The organism is Cohnella lubricantis, from assembly GCF_014212015.1.
Classification (GTDB): Bacteria; Bacillota; Bacilli; order Paenibacillales; family Paenibacillaceae; genus Cohnella; species Cohnella lubricantis.
The window spans coordinates 35213-54550 of sequence record NZ_JACJVN010000053.1; the positions used below are offsets into that span (position 1 = coordinate 35213).

A 19338-nucleotide genomic window follows, 5' to 3' on the forward strand; every position below is an offset into this window, starting at 1 on the left:
AAATGTTCGGCCGTACCTTCAACGCATACGAGAAGGAGGTAGTTAGCAATGGAGAAGATTCAGGATGAAGCCGCGTTCCGCTCCAAGATCGGCGAGAACGCGCTGACGATAGCGGTGTTCCGGACGACTTGGTGCCCGGACTGCCACTTCCTCGATCCGTTCATGCCAAGCGTGGAAGAGGCTTATGCCGATCGGCTTCGCTTCATCGAGCTCGACCGCGACGAGCTGCCCGATCTGTGCAGCGAGCTGAACATTCTGGGCATTCCGAGCTTCATCGCTTTCAAGGAAGGCCGAGAGCTTGTGCGCTTCGTCAGCAAGCTGCGCAAGACCCGCGACGAGATCGAGCAGTTCCTCGACCGCGCGGTTGAAGTATCGAAGGCGCTCGCTTCGAACGCCTGAAGCGGCAGAGCCCTCGAAGGAGGGGCGCTTGCACCAATTGCACTGATCCCGAGAGCCTGCGCTCTCGGGATTTGTGCTGTCGGACAAGTATGCGTTGCAGATCTGACACAGTTTAAACATAGTATTGTCGGCGGGGGTTCGGTATAATGGGGTTGGCCATCTAGGAGCCTTACTTATATGCAGAAATTGGGGATGGGCATGACCGCACAAAGATTTCGTTGGTTAACTTTATGGACCTGCATCGGCATGTTTCTCGTGCTGGTTGTCGGCGTTGTCGTGACGAACACCGAGTCCGGCCGCGGCTGCGGAACGGATTGGCCGCTCTGCAACGGGAAGTTCGTGCCGGCTTATACATTGGAATCGTTAGTCGAATATACGCACCGGGCCGTCAGCGGCATCGAAGGCTTGCTCGTTGGAGCGGTATTCATCTGGACGCTCTTGATCAAGCCCGCCCAGAAGGAAGCGCTGATCTATTCCTCGGCTGCGCTGTTGTTCACGGTCGCTCAGGCGCTTCTGGGCGCTGCGGCTGTCATCTGGCCGACTTCCGACGCCGTGCTCGCGATTCACTTCGGCATCTCGATGATCGCCTTCACCTTCACCTGGCTGCTGGATTCGTGGGCCAGAAGGTGGGCGGCGAATCCGGAGGCCGTCGCTAGAGGCGAGTCGATTAGCGCAGCGCCGCAGGGCAAGACAAGCGGAGCCGTTCCAACGGGACTGTTCGGGTCGGTCGTGGCGATTCTCGTCTACTGCTACGGCGTCGTCTATATTGGCGCCTATGTCCGCCATACAGCTTCCGCGGGCGGCTGCTACGGCTGGCCGCTGTGCAACGGCGAGCTCGTTCCTAAGATCAACGGCGCGACCGGAATCGCCTTCGCCCACCGGCTGGCGGCTGTCGTTCTGTTCATCGCGATTCTCGCTTTGACGCTGTGGATTCGCAAATCGATGGCGCCGCGGGAGCTAAAGACACTCGCCAACGCATCGCTCGCGCTGGTTGTCGCGCAGATTCTGAGCGGCTGGCTGCTCACGGCGACGCTGGATTCGCACGACATCTACGTGTTCACGAGCTTGCTGCACACGATCATCATCACCGCGATGTTCAGCCTGCTGTGTCTGCTGGCCATTCGCGCCAAACAATTGTCTCGCCGTTAAAGCCGCAGGAGGGGAAAAATGAGCTTCTCATCGCTTCGCCCGTTTCTGGAAACGCTGCGCAAGGAGAACGACCTGGCGATCATTCACGCGCCGGTCGATCCTGCGCTGGAGATCGCCGAGATACACCGCCGGGTCATCGACGAAGGAGGCCCGGCTTTGCTGTTCACGAATGTCATAGGCAGCCCGTTCCCCGTCGCGACGAATCTGTTCGGCACGCGGCGCCGGGTCGACTTGGCGTTCGGCCCGAGGCCGGAGCAGCTGGCGAACCGGCTGGTGGGCGCCATGGATTCGCTTCTGCCGCCGAGCGCCAAGGCGTTATGGCGCGAGAAGGACATGCTGCTCGACCTGATGAAGGTCGGGCTGAAGAAGGCGCCTGCGTCGTCCGCGCCTGTGCTCGGCGCCTCGCGCAGGGAGAAGCCGCTGGCCGGCCTGCCTGTGCTGACGAGCTGGCAGGAGGACGGCGGTCCGTTCATCACGCTGCCGCTCGTCTATACGGAGCAGCCGGGGCAGCCGAAGCGGCATAACCTTGGCATGTATCGCATGCAGATTTTCGACGATCAGACGACCGGCATGCACTGGCAGATTCACAAAGGCGGGGGCTTCCATTACCACGAGGCGGAGCAGAGGGGCGAGGCGCTCCCTGTTACGGTGTTCCTCGGCGGACCGCCGGCTCTTATCGCATCGGCGATCGCGCCGGCGCCGGAGAATCTGCCGGAGCTGCTGCTGGCGTCGCTGATCCTGGGCGGCAAGCTGCCGATGGTCGAGGACCCGCTCGGCGGCCACCGCATTCCGGCGGAGGCGGAGTTCACCATTTCGGGGCATGTGCCGCCTCATGTGCGCCGTCCGGAAGGGCCGTTCGGCGACCATTACGGCTACTATTCGCTGCAGCATGATTTCCCGGTGTTCAACGTGGATCACGTGTGGCACCGCAAAGACGCGATCTACCCGGCGACGATCGTCGGCAAGCCGCGCCAAGAGGATTATTACCTCGGCGAGTTCCTGCAGCGGCTGCTGTCGCCGGCGTTCCCGATCGTCATGCCCGGCGTACGCAGCCTATGGACCTACGCCGAGACGGGCTTCCACGCGCTGTCCGCGGCCGTTGTCCGCGAGAGCTATTCTCGCGAAGCGCTCGGCACGGCATTCAGCATTCTAGGCCAAGGTCAGCTGACGCTGACCAAGATGCTCCTGCTGACGGATCGCTCCGTTGATCTGGAGAACTTCGCGGAGCTGCTCGAGGCGGTGCTGGAGCGGTTCGATCCGAAGACCGACTTGTTCGTCTTCGACAACACTTCGCACGATACGCTCGATTATACCGGACGGCGCCTGAACCACGGCAGCAAGGCCGTCCTGCTCGGTGTAGGCGAGCCGGTTCGCGTCTTGCCGGGCGAATATACGGAAGGCGAGCTGCCCGGTATCGGCAAGGTCAAGCCGTATTGCCGCGGGTGCCTCGTCGTGGATGGCGCGTCGTATGAGCATGACCCGCAGCTGGCGGCGCGGCTGTCTAAGCTGCTCGCGGAGCGCGGAACGCAGTGGCCGCTCGTCATTCTGGCGGATGACGCGGCGATCGCGGACGGCCAGTCCGCCTTCCTGTGGACGACGTTCACGCGATTCAACCCGGCGCATGATATCTATGCGGCCAGCGAGGCTAACCGCCACCATATCGCGTATGGGCTGCCGCTTGTCATCGACGCTCGGATGAAGCCCGGCTATCCGGATGAGCTGTTCCCGCGCGAAGATATTGTGGAGCTGGTCGACCGGCGCTGGCGAGAATATTTTCCGACCGCTTAATATTCCGAAGACAATAAGAGAAGCCTGAGTTCCGGCGGCCGGAATCCAGGCTTCGCTTGCGTTAGAGCGGCATATGATCCTGTTCGTTCTGCTGCCGGTTCGCGTTCTGCTCGAACGCTTCGGCGGCTTCCTCCGCGGAGAATTCCGTATCGTCTTCGCCGGGGACGGGCATCTTATTCAACTCCGTTGATTGAACTTCGCCTTTGGATAGCTTCTGATTGCGATTGGCCATGCTGACACCTCCTTTTATCAACGAACAACAGCCACTAGTGTGCCGCTTGGCTATCGGTTTATGCATCCCGCAGCCATCGATCGCTGCACATGGAAGCTGGTTGAGCAGCGTGCCTCAGTTGCGTTAGAATAAGGGAATGGACGGTTCTGATCCGCATAGCGGCAATCCGTCGGACTCAGGAGGCAAGCCTATGCTGCGTGAATTATTCGGAGAACGGCCCCGCGAGTGGCAGGGGGCGCACCTAGAGACGGTTCAAGCGATTGAACGCTTCATTCGCCTGATGAATGAGAAGGGCGACGGCGAATCTCGAGAAGCGGCGATCTGCCGCAAGGTCGTGATCTGGTCGGAAGGGCTGCTGCGATCGCTGGACGAATTGGAGCAGAGCCTGTATGCGGCCAAGCGGTTCGCGCAGCGGCTGACGAAACCGACGGTTGACGAGATGTCGCCGGACGAGCGGCTCGATTACTATCGGCACGTCTACTTCGATAAGAATGCGTATATCCGCCTGTTCGCGATTCTCGACAAGTTGGGCGTCCTGCTGAACGATCGGTTAGGGCTGCAGGCGGATCGAATCAAATCGCGGTTCTCCTTCTTCACTGTGCTTCGCGGCATGCGCGAGCATACGGCCCATGCCGTGCTGGCGGAGGCGCTCCTGGAAGGGAAGGATCGCCATCAGGAAGCGCTGACCCGGCTGCGCCGCAGGCGCAATATGGAGATTCACCATATGAACGCGGAGCTGCAGGACGATCTGCTGCATAGCCTTCAATCCGATGCGAGCTCCGCCCGCTTGGAGAACATTCAGGAGAATATGAATGATCTGGAGGAGGGCTGGCAGATGGTTAGCCGAACCTTGCTCCTGTCGTTCCTATACTTGCTGAAGCTGGAAGGGGCGGGGACAAGCTCGTGATGCTTGCGGGGAAGACGGCGCTCGTCACGGGAAGCGCCAAGGGGCTAGGCTGGAGAACAGCGATGGAATTAGCTCGATTGGGCTGCAACGTGGCGATTAATTACGTTAACAGCGAAGCCGAGGCGAAGCAGGCTGTGGGGGATATCCAAGCAATGGGGCGGGAAGCCGCCGCTATTCGCGCGGACATCGCCGACGCCGAAGAGGCGAAGCGGCTGGTCGGCGAGACGGAAGCGAGGCTGGGCGGCGTGGACATTCTCGTCAACAACGCCGGCCCGTTCATTCGGGAGCGCCGGCTGTTCGCCGACTATTCGGAGGAAGAGATTCATTATCTCATGAACGGCAATTTGGTCGGCACGATGCTGCTCGATCATCGGGTGCTGCCCGGCATGCGCGAACGCCAGTGGGGGCGGATTATCCACTTCGGCTTCGGCCATGCGGCGGAGGCGCGCTCTTGGCCGCAGCGGGCGGTATATGCTGCCGCGAAGGTCGGGCTCGTCTCGTTCACGAAGACGCTGGCCGTAGAGGAAGCGGCGAACGGCATTACAGTGAATATGATCTGTCCCGGCGACATCCGGGGAGACTTTAAGGAGAAGGGCATCTCCGACGTGAACGGCGTCATGGATGAGGAAGCGCCGCGCGGCCGCCCCGGCACGGGGGAGGATGTCGCCCGCGTGATCGGCTTCCTCTGCCTGCCCGAATCCGACTTCGTGACCGGGAATGCGATTGAAGTGTCTGGCGGCTTGGATCCGATCGTGACGACGGTCAAGCGGAACTAAACGCCAAGCAAAAGGTCCTGCAATGCGGCTCGCGCCGCCCCGCAGGACCCTCTTCACCGACCAGCCTTGCAGCCGGTCGGGCTTCATGCATGTGCTAGAAATAATTAGAACACTTGAACAACGTCCTGGATTCCTTCGACTTCCTCCAGCAGCGCGCGTTCAATGCCGGCCTTCAGCGTGATCGTGGAGCTGGGGCAGCTGCCGCAGGCACCCATCAGTCTGAGCTTAACGATGCCGTCTTCAACGTCGACCAATTCAACGTCGCCGCCGTCGCGTTGCAGGAACGGGCGAAGCTTGTCGAGTACCTCGAGAACTTCATCGTACATCGTATCTTGCGCGGTTTCGCTCATCGCCATCTCCTCCTTTCATAAAGTTATTATAGTACAAATTCGGATGAAATAAAACGGACGTCCGGTAAAGAAAGGACGATAACATCTTGAACGTCATCGAATTTTGCGTTAGCAATATGCACCATGGCACCGATCAACTGCTGCCTAAGCTCGAGCAGCTGCACGATGCGGAAGTTATCGAGTACGGCTGTCTCGGCAATTGCGGCGAATGCTACCTGTTCCCGTTCGCGATGGTGAACGGGGAGACCGTCGCCGCCGAGACGGCGGATGAGCTCTATGACAAGATTCTGGAGGAGATCAAGAATCAGGAAGCTGAACGTTCCGCTCTGGACAAGCTGCTGGACGACCTGTGACAACTTCGCGATCAGCGACAGGCAGCCAGTCAGCTGTCGAACCGCTTAGCCGAAATGACGGCGGCTCTTCCACAAGACGCCGCTCTTCAGCAAGCGCGCCATCCGGCCATAGATCGGGGTGCTGCCCATCAGTCCGAAGCCCGTCTTCTTGCCAAGAGAGCCCAATGTCCCCTTCAGCCGAATGCGGGGCAGACGCGGCTCTTTGTTGTTCCAGCGGGCGTTGATCACCTGCGCGACCTGATGGCCCTGCGCTTGGGCGAGCTGGCCGCTCGGCGAGAACGGCTGGCTGGAGCAGTCGCCGATGACGAAGACGTCATGCTGGCTTGGAAGCTCGTGGAATTCGTTGACGATTAAACGGCCTGTCTTATCCTTCGGCAAATCCATGCGCTGGACAAGCTCAACGGGTTGAATGCCGGCCGTCCATACGGTCACGTCGGTCAGTATCTCTTCGTTCCCGTTATAGATGACGCCGCATTCCAGCTTGTTAATATGGATCTGCGAACGGAGCTCGACGTGATTCTCCGCGAACCAATGCTTGGCGAATTCCTGCAGCTTGCCGGGGAATGCGGACATCAGGCTGCTGCGGTCAAGGATGCGGATGTTCAGATCCGGACGGCTCTCGCGCAGCTCGGAAGCGACTTCGACGCCGCTAAGACCGCCGCCGACGATCGTCACTTGGCCGTAAGGCTTCGTATTGCCGATCAGGTGATAGGCTCGTCTTGCCGCTGCCAGCGATTGTACGCCGGTCGAATATTCGTAAGCGCCGGGGATGCCGTGGAAGTTGTCCGTGCAGCCCAGCGCGATCACGAGCGAGTCGTAGGACAGCGGATCGCGATTCTGGATATGGACGGATCGGGTCTCGAAGTCGACATCCAGCACTTCGCCATAAATAATCTCAAGCTGAGGGTGGGATGGGAATGCCACCCGAATCTCCGCCTCGGAGGCGGTTCCCGCCGCCAAAGCGTAAAATTCGGTCTTAAGCGAGCCGAACGACATTCGATCGACCAGACAGATGCGAACATCAGACGGAATATGTTCCAATAGTTCATTAACGACGGTCAAACCGCCGTAACCGCCGCCAAGAACAACAACATTCTTCACACAACATTTCTCCTTCGGGTAGCATGCTTCGGTGTTAGTATGTTCCTTATCGCTTGCAAGGACGCAGCAAAATAGCGGCAATATGCGCCGCTATTCTGCCGCCAATCCATAACAATTCAACAGGTGCAGGTATCGCGGATCAGGGGTCAGGTTCAGGAATAAACGTTCACTTCGTTGTAATGCGTATCGCGTTCGACCGGAATGCGGCCGGCGCCTTTGATTAGCCATACTAGATCTTCGCGCGTGATGCCGGCCGGCGTCAACGCGCCAGCAGAGTGGCTGATCCGTTCGCGGACGATCGTGCCATGCGCGTCGGAAGCGCCCATCGTCAGGGCAACCTGAGTCAACTGCGTTCCGATGTTGATGAAGTACGCTTTGACGTGCTGGAAGTTGTCGAGCATCAAGCGGCCGATCGCGATCGCCTTCAGATCGTCGAAGGCCGAGTTGCGCCGGCGTATGCCCGCCTTCGGGCTAGTCGGCTGCATCGACAGCGGGATGAACACTTGGAAGCCGTTCGTCTCGTCTTGCAGCTCGCGCAGCTGAATCAAGTGCTGAACGCGTTCCTCGATCGTCTCGACCGGCCCGTACAGCATCGTCGTAGGCGTCCTCATGCCCATCTGATGCGCCGTGCGGTGAACCTCCAGATACTGCTTGATGCCTGCTTTCTCGACGCGCATCTTATCCCGGTATTGATCGGACAGAATCTCCGCGCCGCCACCGGTGAGCGACTCGAGGCCGACGGCGGTGAGGCGTTCGAGCACTTCGCGATAAGTGAGGCCCGAGATGCGGGAGAAGAAGTCGATCTCCGCAGCTGTGTAAGCTTTGATCGTCACCTGCGGATAGCGTTCTTTAAGCGAGCGGATCGATTCGACGTAATAATCGAAGGGGACGTTCGGGTTGTGGCCGCCGACAATGTGGAATTCGCGGGCTGTCGGGGTGATGTGCTCGTCAACGTAAGCGAACATCTCCTCCGGAGTCAGCGTGTAGGCCCCTTCTTGGCCTTCATCTCTGCGGAAGCTGCAGAAGGCGCAGTGGGATTCGCAGACGTTGGTGAAATACAAGCTCATCGTCTCGGTGAAATAAACCTTCTTGCCATTCTTACGCATGTTCGCTTCATTGGCTAGCTGCCCAATGGTGAGCAAATCTTCCGAACGATAAAGATAGACGCCGTCTTCGAACGTTAATCGTTCGCCTTGGCGGACCTTCTCGACAATCTCGGCCATCTGTCGATCTGGATTAGCGCTGATGAGAGACATGATCATTTCCTCCTTAGCCGAATTGAAGCGATCAACCCGAATTAGATTTGTGAAAAAAAGTACTTACTTGGCATAACCAAGCGCCGCTCGTTTGAAGAACCCGGGATGTCTCGCCTCGATCGGGTAAACAACTGTTCATATTATAAACTTCTCGCCATAACCGGGCAACTGAATTTCCACCGCGTGTATATTTTGCTTCAAAAACGGGAATCAACTTGAATAATAAGTAAAATATGGTTATGTTATTGATGGTGTAATTTAAAAGATGTGGCCAAAGGAAGGTGTAAAATCTTGATCGAAGTGTTGTCATTAGCGGAATTGGAGCAAATGAGCCAAGAAGACAAAGTCGCTGCGCTGCAAAAATACAGAGCTGCTTATACCATTAAAGATTTGAGCCAAGCGTGGGGGCTAACGAACCCGATACAGTATTATATGTGGCTGAAGAAGCAGCAAATATACGAGCAGATTGTTCGCAGATCGGACAAGTTCGAACCGTCGAAGGAATGGAAGCGGATGAAAGACTCCGAGAGCAGGGATGAAGATCGCGTTCCGGTTAGAGGGCTGCCGGCGGATCAATTCCGTTACGGCATCGATACCGATTCGACCGGACCGGAGCTGGCGCATGTGTTCCGCCGGCTGGCTGATTTTCTCTCGAACGAATCCGGCCATCTCCGCTGCCGGATCGAGCTGAAGGCGCTGCCCCAGCAAGCGCCCGCGAACGGTGAATGGAAGGAAGAAGAGCCCGGCGCTTAATGCGTCGGGTTTTGCGTTTGTTGGGCGTCTGCTGAGCGTGCTTGCTTGGTCCGGTAAGGTCGGCGATCGGCGACGCGCCGGCCGCCGGTCCCCGAACGCGCGCCTAAGTGCATTCGTACATCTAGTTGGTCGCTAAAAGGGCTGTCAGCGCGTATTAATTGCAAATCTGCAATTCAACTCGTCCCAGGAGTCGCAAATGGCGAGCGGCGCCGGAACTAGTTGCAGATTCACAACTAGGATCAACAATCGCTTGATTGCGGGCAGATTAAGTGTACAAATGCAATTAACCTGTTGCTCTGGCGGCCTCGGCTCTTGAGGCATTTCGGCGGGAGGAGTATACTTAAGGCAAGTCAAGATTCATTCATGTATCTTGCAGCTTGAAGGAGGGACCGGATATGATAGCGATCAGCGAAGCAGCCGGCAATAAGATTCAAGAAATGCTTGCAGCAGAAGAGACGCCTGATTTGTTCTTGCGCCTCGGCGTTCAAGAAGGCGGCTGCACAGGCTTCTCATACGGAATGGGCTTCGACGATGAACAGCACGAAGACGATCAAGTGTTGGACGTTCAAGGCTTGAAGGTCGTCGTCGACTCGGACAGCGTGAAGTATCTGCGCGGCCTGGAGATCGATTGGAAGGAATCCGCCATGGGGGGCGGCTTCACCATCACGAATCCGAACGCCATCGCTACCTGCGGCTGCGGTTCGAGCTTCCGCACGGCGACGGATGCGGGCAAGCCGGACAGCGACTGCTAAGCCGCTTATAGTATTGTCGGATTTTGACCTTCTGGAATTGTATTCACAATTCCAGAAGGTTTTTTTGTGCTCGCGAAGAAGGAAGACAAATTGACATCACCGTATAAGAGAAGTTATCGATATCAGATAAGAGGAGCGGTCACATGAACGCAACTGAGTTTCAACAACACGTTCCGAAGGCGGCGATCATCCTCATAAAGGGCGTATCACGCGCGTCATTCATCCAAGAACCTGTCCTTTGTCCCGAGTATGTATAAAGTATACTCAGGGAAAGGAGGCTATGCGGATGAATCAAGCGACTATCTCATCCGGCCGGCAGTTGGCGAGCAAGTGGCTGAAGACGGGAGCGCTCCTGTCCAACCCCTATCTCGCGCGCCACATTCCCCCTTCGCGCCTGTTCGGACCCCGCAATTTAAGGACGATGCTGAGCAGGTACGGCACTGTCGTCATTAAGCCGGTACGCGGAGCAGGCGGCATGGGCGTGATGAAGATCTCCCGTTCAGGCAGCGGTTATCGATGCACGTACATGGCCCGAACGCACGCCTTCAGTACCTTCTCTTCTCTCTTGAGGCATGTGAACCGATCCCGAAGAGGAAGGGCATACCTGATTCAGAGAGGCATTCGGTTAGCGTCGGTCTCGGGCCGGCCGGTTGACTATAGGGTGAAGTACGTCAAGATGAACGGCGTCTGGAGATTCCGCTCGATGGTAGGCAGAGTGGCGCGCCGCGGATTGTTCGTGACGAATCTGTGCCGAGGGGGGATGCGTCTCACGGCCGCTCAAGGCATTAGACGTTCGTTGTCGCCGAGGTTAATCGCCGCCAAGAAGCGCGAGATGCGACATTTGACGAGAACCGCCACTCCCTTGCTGGAGAGCCGGTTTCCCGGCATTGCGCAGCTGGGCTACGACTACGGCATCGACCGCAACGGACATATATGGATTCTGGAAGTCAACACTCGACCGCAGTAACCGACCCATAGCTACACGAATCTCGATTAACGCTTATAATAACGGCAATTTTCACAATCAATGTTTTTTATGAGTTAAGTAAAATTCGGTTCTGTGTATAAGTTCATCCCCATAATCCACTGTGGCATACAAGTGCTCCTTGGCTGTGTTAACAATGTACTCACACTTTATCCACAACCATCTGTGGGTAAAATGGAGGCTTGTCCCTGTGGAAAATCGCATGCTATGATGCCATCAGCCGATCAATCGATGGAAGGAAAGAAGGTTGGGCGATGCTTCTGCTTCTCTCGGATGAAATGTTGCTGGAGGCTTATCATCAGGCGGTTCGCATGAAGCTTGAACGGGACTTCATCTACATGCTGCGCTCGGAGATCGTGCGGCGGAACCTTGTGCTGCCGGAAGAGCAAGCGGGCTGAGCAGCAGGGGCCGCTTCACAGCGGCCAGAGAGGAACGGCGACCGGGAACGTCTCTCCGCACTGCGGACACCCGGCGGTGTGAAGGCAATAACGGCCGTTATTCTCGAGATCGGCGCCTTGGCCGGCTGAGAGGCCATATGGAGCATACGGACCGTAATAGTCGGCCGTTCGGCCTTCATCTGAGGCGTTGGCGCCGCACTTCGCGCAGAGGGGATCGAGCGAAGCCAGCGCATTGCAAGCAGGACATAGCAAGAAGGGCATCCTCCTTCGAAGCCGGAAGCCATCTCCGGCAGATCTGAAGGTAGGATGCCCTTTCTTCGTGGAAAATAAGGATGGACTAAAGCTTCATGTTGCTGCTGTGTCCCGGGGACAGCTTCGCGTTCGGGTCCACATACACCTTCGCGTTGTTGATAGCGGTCGGCGCTTCGCCGAATCCGACGGCGATCAGCTTCAGCTTGCCGGGGTAAGTCGAGACGTCGCCTGCAGCATAGATGCCCGGAATGTTCGTCTCCATCCGCGTATCGACGATGATAGAGCCCTTCTCGATGTTGAGGCCCCATTCCGCGATCGGACCGAGGGAGCTGAGGAAGCCATAATTGACGATGACGGCGTCGACGTCCAGAACGGTCTCTTCCTTGGTCGTCACGTGGGTCAGCGTTACCTTCTCGATGCGCTCTTCGCCGTGAAGCGCCGTAATCTCCGTCGGGACGACGACGTTCACCTTGGACTTCATAAGAAGCTCGACGCTGTGCTCATGCGCGCGGAACTTGTCTCGGCGGTGAACGAGCGTTACCTGCTTGGCGATCGGCTCCAGCATAAGCGCCCAGTCAAGCGCGGAGTCGCCTCCACCGGTGATCAGGACGTTCTGATCGCGGAACTTCTCCAAGTCGCTGACGAAGTAGTGCAGGTTGGCCTTCTCGTACTTCGCCGCTTCCGGAAGCTCCAGGCGGCGCGGTTCGAAGGCGCCGACGCCTGCCGTAATGATGACGGCTTTGGCGTGATGCGTCGCCTTGTCCGTCACGATCTCGAACAGGCGCTCTTCGAGCTTGCGCACCGATTGCACCTTTTCCTCCAGGCGGACGTTCGTATCGAACAGATCCATCTGACGCTTCAGATTATCGACGAGCTCTTGGGCCTTCACCTTAGGGAAGCCTGCTACGTCGTAAATGTACTTCTCGGGGTATAAGGCGGCCAATTGTCCGCCCAATTGCGGCATGCTCTCTATTAGTGTCACCGACATCTGCCTCATGCCGCCGTAGAAGGCAGCGAACATGCCTGCAGGGCCTCCGCCGATGATCGCAACGTCCGCTGTCGTTACAGGATTGCTGCTCATGGGTGTTACCTCCATCTATGCCGCCCGTCGCCGGGCGAAATGCGAATCTTTTCTTATTATAGACTTGCGCTCTTGCCAACGGAATACCCTTAGGGAAATTGTCGAAGACTGTGAAAAGAATGGGAGCTTGACGCGCTTTAATTTTGTGGAGATGTCCAAACAATTTCGTGGGAAATGAACCTTGAAAATGCTATAGAAAGCCTATATGATTCAAAATGTACAGCTGTCGGCGAAAGCGTGCCGCAGTGCGAATTACGGCTTCATACACAGATAGAGAATAAACAACATTGGATTGGATGGGATCAACCATGAGCAGCATTCCAAAAATCGTGATTTTAGGCGCAGGATACGGCGGTGTGCTGACCTCTCTTCGATTGCAGAAAGAGCTTAATTATAATGAAGCAGACGTTACCCTCGTGAACAAACACGATTATCATTATATTACGACTCATTTGCACATGCCGGCCGCGGGAACGGATCATCCGGACAACGCCCGAGTTAGCATCTCCAAGCTCATCGATGAATTCAAGATTGACTTCGTCAAATCGACGGTCGTTCAAATTCGCCCGCAAGACCGCAAGGTCATTCTCGAGGACGGCACGTTGTCCTACGATTATTTGGTGATTGCGCTCGGCGGAGAATCAGAGACGTTCGGCATTCCGGGGCTCGCCGAGAACGCCTTCACGATCCGCAGCATCAACTCGGTTCGGCTCATCCGCGAACATATCGAATACCAATTCGCGCGCTACAAGCGCGAACCGCATCGCACCGACTACTTAACGTTCGTCATCGGGGGAGCCGGCTTCACCGGCATCGAATTCGTCGGCGAGCTGGCGGACCGCATTCCGGATCTGTGCAGGCAGTTCGACGTTGATCCTTCATTGGTCAAGGTGATTAATATCGAAGCGGCTCCGACCGCGCTTCCGGGCTTCGATCCGGAGCTGGTCGAATACGCGATGAACGTGCTTCAGAAGAAGGGCATTACATTCCGAATCGGCACCGCGATTAAGGAATGCACGCCGGACGGCGTCATCGTCGGCGAAGGCGAAGAGATCAAGGCGCAGACCGTCATCTGGACCGGCGGCGTGCGCGGCAATCGCCTGATCGAAGAAGCGGGCTTCGAGACCATGCGCGGACGGGTTAAGGTCGACGAGCTGCTGCGCGCGCCGGGACACGAGAACGTCTTCGTCTTGGGTGACAACTCGCTAATGATCAATCCGGAAGGCCGCCCGTATCCGCCGACCGCGCAGATGGCGATGCAGCAAGGCGTCAACTGTGCGCATAATCTAGTTGCCGCGATCCGCAACCAATCGCCGAAGCCGTTCGCGTTCAGCAACAAGGGCACGGTCGCTTCGCTTGGCAAGGGAGAGGCGATCGGCATCGCGTTCGGCAAGAAGTACAAGGGCCGCGTCGCCGCTTGGCTGAAGAAGCTGATCGATCTGCGCTATCTGTTCATCATCGGCGGTATTCCGCTTGTGCTGCGCAAAGGCAAGTTCCTCTAATGCGACACTGCAGCGTTCAGGTGCGAGGGCTGCTGACGCGGGATGAACTGGACCGGTATAACGCGCTAATGGAAGTCGGGAGCTTCCTGGAATCGCAGAAGAGGTACGATCTGTCCGCCATCGTGCAGGCTGAAGTGGATCTGCTCATCCAGCCGGGCATCGAGCGGCTCAAGGAGAAGGGACGCCAGCGCGACCGCATGACCCAGGAATATCTGGAGGAGCTTCGTCGCGCCGAATGGGAAGCGCAGCTGAAGAAGCTAGCGGAAGAGGAAGACTAAGCGCGGATTTATATTGTCATTACAATAGAGAACCTCCTATCCCGCATTGGCGGGGCAGGAGGTTCTTTGCGTGGGCGGCCGAGAGAGGCGTCGCATCATGTAGGGTGATGTTGGCTGGCGTTACTTCAACAGCTCTGCCAGCGAATCATGCGTCAGCCGATTGCCGACGTAGAAGGCGCCGAACTCGCCGTAGCGCGCGCTCACTTCGTCGAAGCGCATCTCGTAGACGAGCTTCTTGAATTGAAGCGAGTCATCGGAGAACAGCGTCACGCCCCATTCCCAATCGTCGAAGCCGACCGATCCGCTGATGATCTGCTTCACTTTGCCGGCGTAGCTGCGTCCGATCATGCCGTGGCTGCGCATCATGGCTTTGCGGTCTTCCATCGGCAGCATATACCAATTGTCGCCGAGCAGACGGCGCTTGTTCATCGGGTAGAAGCAAATATGCTCCGTCTTCGGCAGAATCGGCTTCAAGCGGGCGACGATCTCCGGCACCTGCATCGGATCGACACCGGGCTGTCCCATATAGTTGCTGAGCTCGACGACACTGACGTAGGAATAAGCCGGCTTCGTGAACTTCGCGAACGCGGAGCGGTTGAACTTGTTCTCCACCGCGTTCAGCTCTTGCAGCGTCTCCCGCAAGTGCATGAAGACGAGGTCGGCCTTCTGGCCGACGATCGCGTATAGCGCGAGGCTTCCTTCCTTGCGTTCCTCGACGGCTTCCCATTCGTTCACCAGGGCGAACAGGGCGCTGCGCGCTTCTTCCCGCTCGGCGGGAGAAGCGGCATTCCATGCCGTCCAATCGATCGTTCTGAAGTCATGAAGGACGTACCAGCCGTCCAATGTTTGCGCTGCTTCGCTCATTTGTTTGATCTCCTCGCCTTACAGAAATTATGAACATTATCCTCTTCTATTGTATCGGAATGAACGACGCCGGGTAAACAAGCCGTTCGTGAAAGTTTGAGGAACATTGACTACGGAAGCTTCGATTTGTAAACTGGAAAAGGAAACGCTGGCTTGGGAGGATAAATCCGATATGAGAGAGTTGATCCAGGAAATCGTCGGTACCGTGCTGTTCTTCGTCTTGTTCTTCGGAATCGGCTTCATTCTCAACATGTTGATCAAGACGACCTGGATGCCGACTTGGCTATATATCGTCGTCGTGCTTCCGCTTAGCGTCTGGTACTTCTGGAAGCCGGAGCTGAGCCTGCTCGCGTTCCTCGGCGTGTATCTCTGGCCGTTCGCGGCAGGGATCGGCGGGGCGTTGACGAGCGGATGGGCGATCAAGACGCTGCGCAAGAACGGCTACGGCATGTTCTGATTGGGGCCAAGCGGGCATTCAGGGGGAATCCAATTGGCCAACGGGGAATGGCGGAGGCTGTTCAAGTACGGTATTGTAGGCGTGATGAATACAGGCGTCGACTTTGCCGTGTTCGCAGCTCTGGTATACGGGCTTCACGTTGCGGCGATCGCGGCGCAGCCCGTCTCTTATTTGTGCGGCTTCGCGAACAGCTATTATTGGAATCGGAAGTGGACGTTCCGATCCGGCAAACGGGCGAATGCGATGGAGCTGATTCGGTTCGGCGTCGTGAACGCCGTATCGTTCGGCGTTGCGACGATTGTGCTGATGGCGATCGTCAGCGGCCTGGGCTGGAGCGCGCTTATCGGCAAAGCCGCATCGATCTTCGCCTCGCTGGCTGTTAATTATATCGGCAGCCGGCTGTGGGTGTTCCGCAGCGCGGTCGAGGGCGGAGAAGGAACGTAACGGCAATTAAGGTATGAAAATAAACGGGGCACGGAACGCTAACGAATACGATTCTGGTATTCGGAGGCGATGTCCGTGCCTTTGCTTCATGCGAACGGCATTGAGCTGCATTATCACGTTCAAGGGAAAGGTATCCCTATCGTATTCTTGCATCCGCCAACGATGGGCAGCCGCCTGTTCACCTATTTGCGCAACGACTTGGCCCGGGACCATCGCACGCTGCTGTTCGATTTCCGCGGACATGGGCGGAGCGCCTCTTCGGCTTCGCCGATCACATTCCCTCTTCTCATCGAGGATACTTGCCGGCTGATGGACGCGCTCGATATCGAGTCGGCGTACTTGTGCGGCTATTCGATGGGAACGATGGTCGCGCTCGAAGCGCTGCTGACGCATCCGGAGCGGTTCCGGGGCGCTGCGCTGCTGTCCGGGATGCCGAGCGTGAGCGGTCCTAGCGCGAAGTTCCTGGCCAGATCCGGATTGGCAGCCGCTTCGCTGCGAGCGAAGCAGCTAATGGCGCTGGCGGAGAGCCTGTCGCATGCGGACAACCCGGAGGCGTTCCAGCGGCTTCGCGCCGAGAGCGTCTCGGGGGATCCGACCAAGTGGAGGGAATATATCGCGGCGGGATTAGCGTATTCGGCGACGGATCGGCTGCAGGCGATTCGGCAGCCGATTCTGCTGCTCTACGGGCAGAAGGATCAGAACATGCTGCCTTACGCCCGAATGCTGCAGTCGGGATTGCCGAACGCGGCGTCCGCTTGGATTCCGGGCACGGGACATCGGCTTCCGATCAGCGCGGCGGATATGACAGGCAGGCTCATTCGCGGCTGGATCGACTTCCTGGAGAAGCGGGACGAGCCGCGGGAAGAAGCCGGCTTCGGCCGCCGGGTCGCGCCAGAAGAGCGAGCGCCGTCGACGGAAGAGCGCTCCTTCGGCAGCGCCTCCTTCGCCGACCCGGATGCATCGGGTTCTCGACCGGAGCCGGGCGCTTACAGATGAGCCGTCAATTCGCGAGCGAAGGCTTCTAGGAACTGCTGATCTTCAGCCGTGAAGCGGCCGATGGACGGGCTGTCGATGTCGAGTACGCCAATCAGGCTGCCGTCCTTCAGGAGCGGAACGACAATCTCCGAATTGGAGGCGGCGTCGCAGGCGATATGGCCGGGGAATTCGTGCACGTCGTAGACGAGCACCGTCTCCCGGCGTTCGGCTGCCGTGCCGCACACTCCGCGGCCGAGCGGGATGCGCACGCAAGCAGGCAAGCCCTGGAACGGGCCGAGCACGAGCTGCTGCTCCTCCAGCAGATAGAAGCCGACCCAATTGATGTCGGTCAGGTAAGTGTTCAGCAGCGCGGAGGCGTTGGCGAGATTGGCGATTCGGTTCGGCTCGTCAAGAGTCAAGCCGCGCAGTTGAGCGAGCAGCAAGCGCTCATTCTCTTCGCGGCTGCCGGTATAAGCTGTATGGTTAAACGACATAGGTTCTATTCCTCCATCCTGATTGCTTACGGTAAGCATAGCGAGGCATGGTTCGCCCAGCTCGATAGCATCTGCAGATTAACTATAGCATAAACCGAATAGCTCTCTCTTCCAAGAGACTCCGCCTGGCGGAGTCTCTTTTCCTATCCTCGCATGCTTCTCTTTGTGTTAAAATAGAGAGATCATTCTACCGTTAAAGGTTGTCGATCTCTCCATGCGAGTGTCGAATCGATTGGAATTCACGGAGAATCACCGGTACGTAGCCTACCGCGACTTTGCGCTGAGCGGGCTCGACCGGCGTATTCTCAGCCACCTCTATCAACCGATGGTCGGCGCCTTCGCCGTTGGCCTCTACTTGTTGCTCTATCAACATCTGAGCGACGATAAGATCGGCTTCACCGAGCCGGAATCGCAGCGGAAGCTGTTCCTGGGACTCGACCTGGAGATGAATCCGGACGGCCGCCAGCAATTGGTCGAACATTTCTCCAAGCTGGAGGCGGTCGGGCTCGTGCAGACGTTCCGCCAATACGACCCGGCTGCCGAAGAGACGCTGTACGAATACGTGCTGATCCGGCCGCTGCCGCCGGGCGAATTCTTCTCCAATTTGCATCTGACGTTGCTGCTGCGCGACAAGGTTGGCAAGCCGGCGCTGCTGGAGCTGAAGGAAGAGCTGCTCCCGCAGCAACCGGTTGGTCTCGCAAGGTTCATGAATCGCGACGAGCTGACAGTGCCGTTCTACGAGCTGTTCCGCCTAAGTCCCGGGCCTGTCGATCCGGAGCTTGAGACGGCTTTCTCGGAGAGCGCTCCAGCCATGGAGCGGAGCGGCGGTCCGAAGCTGTCGGACCGCATCCGGCACAGCGAGATGCTGCTTCGCTTCCCGCGGGGCGCCTCGAACCGGTCTTATGTGGAGAAGCTCCACTTGCAGCCGGAGGCGATGGCTCAGATCAATTTCCTGGCTTACAAGTTCGACCTGCAGGTGGCGGAGATTTGCCGGCTGCTGGACGAAGACGGCATTTTCGAGCCGGACGGAACGCTTCGCTGGGACGAGCTACAGCTGAGGGCGAATCTCGTCTATCGGCAGGACCGCAAGCGCGGCGAAGAACGGGACCGTTACTTGGCCCGTCTGGACGTCTCCGAGGCTCCCGCGGCGCCGGACGAAGCCGATGAGGCGCATGCCGCGGCAGGATTGCTGCTGGAAGTGCCGGAACGGTTCATCGACAAGGTATCGGCGGACGAATACAACCGGCTGCTTCGCCGCGAGCCGTATACGCGGATGCTCGCGAGATATTTCCCCGGCACGGTTCCGGACGCCTTCGTTCGAATCTTCGAGCGGATCGATCTGAACTACAAGCTGCCGGAGCCGGTCATCAACGTGCTCATCCATTACGTGCTCGGCATGAACCATGCCCAGCGGCTGACGAAGAGCTTCATCGACTCGATCGCTTCGAACCTGCTGGCCAAAGGCATCGACACGTTCGCCAAAGCCGTCCGTTACGTCCGCGAGCAGCAGAAGCTGAACGAGACGCTGGAGCGCCGACGCAGAGGCGAAGACGTCGCGATCGGCGGCGCATCCGCGAGCTCTTCCTCCCGCGGCCGGAAAGGCGTGAGCGGCGGCAGCCGCAAGCCGGCCATGCCGGTCGTCGGCAACGGCGGACCCGTGCAAGAGGTCTCGCCCGAGGAGCGCGAGAAGATGCGCGAGCTCGCCCGCAAGCTGAAGAACAACAAGGGCTGAAGCTGCCTTACTGATAATTGACCGTTGAATGCCAAGCGCAATGAATGCACTTGATGGAGG

24 protein-coding genes are annotated in these 19338 nt (G+C 57.9%); 16 read left to right on the forward strand and 8 right to left on the reverse strand.

Translation table 11 applies throughout. The annotated features are described in order from the left end of the window. Positions 1–48: 48 nt before the first annotated feature. From H4Q31_RS13350 to H4Q31_RS13360, 3 genes are all read left to right on the forward strand, one after another. Positions 49–399 carry a thioredoxin family protein gene (locus H4Q31_RS13350; RefSeq protein WP_185179560.1) on the forward strand — a complete coding sequence of 117 codons (351 nt, stop codon included), beginning with the start codon at positions 49–51 and terminating at the stop codon, positions 397–399. 177 nt (positions 400–576) lie between these two features. Further along, on the forward strand, positions 577–1548 hold the full coding sequence (locus H4Q31_RS13355) for a COX15/CtaA family protein (RefSeq protein ID WP_245347328.1): 972 nt from the start codon (positions 577–579) through the stop codon (positions 1546–1548). An 18-nt stretch (positions 1549–1566) separates the two neighbouring features. Beyond that, positions 1567–3336, forward strand: a complete 1770-nt coding sequence (locus H4Q31_RS13360; protein ID WP_185179561.1) for a UbiD family decarboxylase — start codon at positions 1567–1569, stop codon at positions 3334–3336. Positions 3337–3397: 61 nt separating this feature from the next. Here the strand turns inward: H4Q31_RS13360 and H4Q31_RS13365 are convergent, their stop codons facing one another. Further along, a complete protein-coding gene (locus tag H4Q31_RS13365) occupies positions 3398–3568 on the reverse strand; it encodes a hypothetical protein (protein WP_185179562.1) in 171 nt (56 codons plus the stop codon). Positions 3569–3758: 190 nt separating this feature from the next. Here H4Q31_RS13365 and H4Q31_RS13370 point away from each other — a divergent pair, with 190 nt between their 5' ends. Beyond that, positions 3759–4475 (forward strand): Cthe_2314 family HEPN domain-containing protein, encoded by a 717-nt coding sequence (locus H4Q31_RS13370; protein ID WP_185179563.1) that lies wholly within the window; start codon positions 3759–3761, stop codon positions 4473–4475. After that, on the forward strand, positions 4475–5251 hold the full coding sequence (locus tag H4Q31_RS13375; RefSeq protein ID WP_185179597.1) for an SDR family oxidoreductase: 777 nt from the start codon (positions 4475–4477) through the stop codon (positions 5249–5251). Before H4Q31_RS13370 ends, H4Q31_RS13375 begins: the two co-directional genes overlap by 1 nt. Positions 5252–5355: 104 nt before the next feature. On the opposite strand, the gene H4Q31_RS13380 is transcribed toward H4Q31_RS13375, so the two are convergent. After that, positions 5356–5601 carry a NifU family protein gene (locus tag H4Q31_RS13380; RefSeq protein WP_027093107.1) on the reverse strand — a complete coding sequence of 82 codons (246 nt, stop codon included), beginning with the start codon at positions 5599–5601 and terminating at the stop codon, positions 5356–5358. A gap of 83 nt (positions 5602–5684) precedes the next feature. Here H4Q31_RS13380 and H4Q31_RS13385 point away from each other — a divergent pair, with 83 nt between their 5' ends. Continuing rightward, complete coding sequence (locus H4Q31_RS13385; protein ID WP_185179598.1) at positions 5685–5954, forward strand: YuzB family protein; 270 nt, start codon at positions 5685–5687, stop codon at positions 5952–5954. 45 nt (positions 5955–5999) lie between these two features. Here the strand turns inward: H4Q31_RS13385 and H4Q31_RS13390 are convergent, their stop codons facing one another. Together H4Q31_RS13390 and mqnE are read right to left on the reverse strand one after the other, a co-directional pair. Further along, positions 6000–7055, reverse strand: coding sequence for an NAD(P)/FAD-dependent oxidoreductase (locus tag H4Q31_RS13390; RefSeq protein WP_185179564.1), 1056 nt, complete (start codon positions 7053–7055; stop codon positions 6000–6002). Between the two features lie 152 nt (positions 7056–7207). Then, the gene (mqnE, locus tag H4Q31_RS13395) at positions 7208–8311 is read right to left on the reverse strand and encodes an aminofutalosine synthase MqnE (protein WP_185179565.1); all 1104 of its coding nucleotides are present in this window, start codon (positions 8309–8311) and stop codon (positions 7208–7210) included. Positions 8312–8602: 291 nt separating this feature from the next. On the opposite strand from mqnE, the gene H4Q31_RS13400 reads away from it, so the two are divergent. From H4Q31_RS13400 to sda, 4 genes are all read left to right on the forward strand, one after another. Then, positions 8603–9064, forward strand: coding sequence for a hypothetical protein (locus H4Q31_RS13400; RefSeq protein WP_185179566.1), 462 nt, complete (start codon positions 8603–8605; stop codon positions 9062–9064). A gap of 395 nt (positions 9065–9459) precedes the next feature. Then, positions 9460–9816: an iron-sulfur cluster insertion protein ErpA gene (gene erpA, locus H4Q31_RS13405; protein ID WP_185179567.1), complete on the forward strand. Its 357-nt coding sequence runs from the start codon at positions 9460–9462 to the stop codon at positions 9814–9816. 286 nt (positions 9817–10102) lie between these two features. Continuing rightward, positions 10103–10783: a YheC/YheD family protein gene (locus H4Q31_RS13410; RefSeq protein ID WP_185179568.1), complete on the forward strand. Its 681-nt coding sequence runs from the start codon at positions 10103–10105 to the stop codon at positions 10781–10783. Between the two features lie 272 nt (positions 10784–11055). After that, the gene (sda, locus tag H4Q31_RS13415) at positions 11056–11199 is read left to right on the forward strand and encodes a sporulation histidine kinase inhibitor Sda (RefSeq protein WP_185179569.1); all 144 of its coding nucleotides are present in this window, start codon (positions 11056–11058) and stop codon (positions 11197–11199) included. Between the two features lie 15 nt (positions 11200–11214). On the opposite strand, the gene H4Q31_RS13420 is transcribed toward sda, so the two are convergent. Both H4Q31_RS13420 and H4Q31_RS13425 read right to left on the reverse strand, forming a co-directional pair. Next, complete coding sequence (locus H4Q31_RS13420) at positions 11215–11451, reverse strand: hypothetical protein (RefSeq protein WP_185179570.1); 237 nt, start codon at positions 11449–11451, stop codon at positions 11215–11217. An 85-nt stretch (positions 11452–11536) separates the two neighbouring features. Next, positions 11537–12532 carry an NAD(P)/FAD-dependent oxidoreductase gene (locus H4Q31_RS13425; RefSeq protein ID WP_185179571.1) on the reverse strand — a complete coding sequence of 332 codons (996 nt, stop codon included), beginning with the start codon at positions 12530–12532 and terminating at the stop codon, positions 11537–11539. Positions 12533–12840: 308 nt separating this feature from the next. On the opposite strand from H4Q31_RS13425, the gene H4Q31_RS13430 reads away from it, so the two are divergent. Both H4Q31_RS13430 and H4Q31_RS13435 read left to right on the forward strand, forming a co-directional pair. Further along, on the forward strand, positions 12841–14034 hold the full coding sequence (locus H4Q31_RS13430) for an NAD(P)/FAD-dependent oxidoreductase (RefSeq protein ID WP_185179572.1): 1194 nt from the start codon (positions 12841–12843) through the stop codon (positions 14032–14034). Next, positions 14034–14312, forward strand: a complete 279-nt coding sequence (locus H4Q31_RS13435; protein ID WP_185179573.1) for a hypothetical protein — start codon at positions 14034–14036, stop codon at positions 14310–14312. The genes H4Q31_RS13430 and H4Q31_RS13435 overlap by 1 nt, the downstream gene beginning before the upstream one ends. Before the next feature lie 120 nt (positions 14313–14432). On the opposite strand, the gene hemQ is transcribed toward H4Q31_RS13435, so the two are convergent. Further along, the gene (gene hemQ, locus H4Q31_RS13440; RefSeq protein ID WP_185179574.1) at positions 14433–15176 is read right to left on the reverse strand and encodes a hydrogen peroxide-dependent heme synthase; all 744 of its coding nucleotides are present in this window, start codon (positions 15174–15176) and stop codon (positions 14433–14435) included. A gap of 172 nt (positions 15177–15348) precedes the next feature. On the opposite strand from hemQ, the gene H4Q31_RS13445 reads away from it, so the two are divergent. The 3 genes from H4Q31_RS13445 to H4Q31_RS13455 all read left to right on the forward strand — a co-directional run bounded on the left by H4Q31_RS13445 (position 15349) and on the right by H4Q31_RS13455 (position 17073). Next, complete coding sequence (locus H4Q31_RS13445; RefSeq protein ID WP_185179575.1) at positions 15349–15633, forward strand: YuiB family protein; 285 nt, start codon at positions 15349–15351, stop codon at positions 15631–15633. A gap of 33 nt (positions 15634–15666) precedes the next feature. Next, on the forward strand, positions 15667–16077 hold the full coding sequence (locus H4Q31_RS13450) for a GtrA family protein (RefSeq protein WP_245347329.1): 411 nt from the start codon (positions 15667–15669) through the stop codon (positions 16075–16077). Between the two features lie 75 nt (positions 16078–16152). Then, on the forward strand, positions 16153–17073 hold the full coding sequence (locus H4Q31_RS13455) for an alpha/beta fold hydrolase (protein ID WP_185179576.1): 921 nt from the start codon (positions 16153–16155) through the stop codon (positions 17071–17073). Here the strand turns inward: H4Q31_RS13455 and msrC are convergent. Continuing rightward, entirely contained in the window at positions 17064–17546 is a 483-nt protein-coding gene (gene msrC / locus H4Q31_RS13460; protein WP_185179577.1) for a free L-methionine (R)-S-oxide reductase MsrC, read from the reverse strand. The two genes, H4Q31_RS13455 and msrC, sit on opposite strands and share 10 nt — an antisense overlap. 214 nt (positions 17547–17760) lie before the next feature. Between msrC and H4Q31_RS13465 the strand changes: the two genes are divergently transcribed. Next, positions 17761–19278 (forward strand): DnaD domain protein, encoded by a 1518-nt coding sequence (locus tag H4Q31_RS13465; RefSeq protein WP_185179578.1) that lies wholly within the window; start codon positions 17761–17763, stop codon positions 19276–19278. The last annotated feature ends 60 nt before the right edge of the window (positions 19279–19338 follow it).